The 2,470-nt window shown below is 74.8% G+C and carries 2 protein-coding genes; both read left to right on the forward strand.

Annotated elements, in window-relative coordinates; all coding sequences use genetic code 11:
• The first annotated feature begins 177 nt into the window (after positions 1-177).
• Complete coding sequence (locus G3I40_RS13245; RefSeq protein WP_164302362.1) at positions 178-1,251, forward strand: PLP-dependent cysteine synthase family protein; 1,074 nt, start codon at positions 178-180, stop codon at positions 1,249-1,251.
• The coding region (locus tag G3I40_RS13250; protein ID WP_164302363.1) for an MFS transporter at positions 1,251-2,470 on the forward strand (1,220 nt) is incomplete at its 3' end. The genes G3I40_RS13245 and G3I40_RS13250, both read left to right, overlap by 1 nt.

Raw genomic sequence — 2,470 nt, forward strand, 5'->3', positions numbered from 1 at the left:
GGCCCGGCGGCCCCCTGCCCCCTGGAACCCGCCCTCGTACGCCGCCCCGGCCCGCCGCCCGGGCGCCCCGCCGCTCGCCGGGCACCGGCTGCTCATCGCCCTCGGGGTCGACCGGAACTGAAGGCCCTGCCGCCTCCGCGTTCCGTACCGACCACTCGAAGGGCACGTACACCTCTCATGATCGGCAAGCTCCAGCCCCCGGCCGCACCGGCCGCCGTGGGCAACACCCCCGTGCTGTGGATCACCCACGACGCCTCCTCCGGCCGCTCGGCGCGCGGCTACTGGGCCAAGCTCGAAGGCTTCAACTTCGGCGGCATCAAGGACCGGGCCGCCCTCTACATGGTCGAACGGGCCAGGGAACGCGAGGAGTTGGCGCCCGGCCGCGCCATCGTCGAGTCGACGTCCGGCACGCTCGGCCTCGGGCTCGCCCTCGCCGGGGTGCACCACGGGCACCCCGTCCACCTCGTCACCGACCCCGGGCTCGAACCGCTCGTGGCCCGGATGCTCGCCGCGCACGGCGCCCGCGTCCATCCCGTCGAGCGGCCGCACCCGGTCGGCGGCTGGCAGCAGGCCCGGGTGGACCGGGTCGCCGAACTGCTCGCCGCGCTGCCGGGCTCCTGGTGCCCGAACCAGTACCACAACCCCGACAACCCGGCCGCGTACGCCGCTCTCGCCGCCGAACTCGCCGAGCAGGTGGGGGAGTTCGACGTGCTGGTGTGTGCCGTGGGCACCGGCGGTCATTCGGCGGGACTCGCGCGGGCGCTGCGCGGGCGGCACGCGATGGCCGGGCTCGAACTCGTCGGCGTCGACTCCGTCGCGTCCACCGTGTTCGGCCTGCCCGCCGGGCCGCGGCTGATGCGCGGGCTCGGCTCGTCCATCCACCCCGGGAACGTGGACCACGAAGCGTTCGACGAGATCCACTGGGTCAACCCGGCGGAGGCGGTGCGCAGCGCGCGGCGGCTCGCGGGGCGGCAGTTCGCGACCGGCGGCTGGAGCGTGGGGGCGGTGGCGCTCGTGGCGGGCTGGCTGGCGCGCACGCGGCCGGCCGGGACCCGGATCGTCGCGGTGTTCCCGGACGGCCCGCAGCGGTACTTCGACACCGTCTTCAGCGACGAATTCTGCGACGCGCACGGGCTGTTGGCGGGCACGGTGGCACAGGCGCCGCGCGAGGTGGCCGGTCCGCAGCCGGGCATCGAGAGCTGGTCGTACGTGCGGTGCCGGGCCACGGTGTCGGCCGGGGGCGTCCGATGATGCGCACCCCCCAACTCCTCGTACGTACGCGGCAGTTCGAGCCCGCCGTCCAGCTGTTGTACGTCAACCAGTTCACCATCAACCTCGGCTTCTACATGCTGATGCCGTACCTGGCCGCGCACCTGTCGGGCGAACTGGCCCTCGCCACCTGGGCGGTCGGGCTCGTCCTCGGGGTGCGGAACCTGTCGCAGCAGGGCATGTTCCTGGCCGGCGGCGCGCTCGCGGACCGGTTCGGGTTCAAGCCGCTGATCGTCGCCGGGTGCGCGCTGCGCACGGTCGGCTTCGGCGCGCTCGCCCTCGCCGACACCCTGCCCGTCCTGATCGCGGCATCGATCGCGACGGGCCTCGCGGGAGCGCTGTTCAACCCGGCGGTACGCGCCTACGTCGCCGCCGAGGCCGGCGAGGAGAAGGAAGGGGGCGCACTGTCGCAGGGGCGGCGGGAGACGGGAGGGCGGGTGGAGGCCTTCGCGCTCTTCAACGTCTACTACCAGGCGGGCATCCTGCTCGGACCGCTCGTCGGGCTCGCCCTGACCGGCGTCGACTTCCGGCTGACGTGCGCGGTGTCGGCGGTGCTGTTCGCGGTGCTGTCGGCGGTGCAGGCGGTGCGGCTGCCCGCGCGGCGGCGTCCCCCCGGTGCCGAGGCGGGAGCGGCCGGGCAGTGGCGGACCGTGCTCGGCAACCGCTCCTTCTGGCTGTTCTCGTGCGCCATGACCGGGTCGTACGTGCTCTCCTTCCAGGTCTACCTGGCGCTGCCGCTCACCATGGAGCGGCTGCTCGGCGGGGGCCGGGCCGGGCAGGCCGCGACCAGCGCGCTGTTCGTGGTCTCGGGGCTCGTGGCGCTCGTGGGGCAGCTGCGGATCACGGACTGGTGCCGGCGCACGTGGAGCCGCGAGCAGTGCCTGGTCGCCGGGCTCGGGCTGATGGGCGGTGCGTTCGTCGTGCCCGTCGTGCTGCGCTCGGGGTGGGCCGGGGTGGCCGGGCTGCTGCTGTGCGCGGCGGGGCTCGCCGCCGCGACGGCCGTGCTCTACCCCTTCGAGATGGACACGGTGGTGTCGCTGGCCCGCGGTCGCTGGGTCGCCACGCACTACGGCCTCTACAACACGGTGTGCGGGATCGGGATCACCGTCGGCAACCTCGGCATGGGCGCCCTGCTGGAGGTCGGCGGGCCCGCGCCCTGGCTGGTGCCGGCCGCGGTCGGCGCGGCCGGGGCCCTGGCGCT

Origin of the sequence: Streptomyces sp. SID14478, assembly GCF_010548525.1 — a bacterium.
GTDB lineage: Bacteria > Actinomycetota > Actinomycetes > Streptomycetales > Streptomycetaceae > Streptomyces.

What these genes read in the sequence shown, in the direction of transcription:
- G3I40_RS13245 (WP_164302362.1), top strand. Translation starts at nt 178, where the DNA reads ATGATCGGCAAGCTCCAGCCCCCGGCCGCACCGGCCGCCGTGGGCAAC.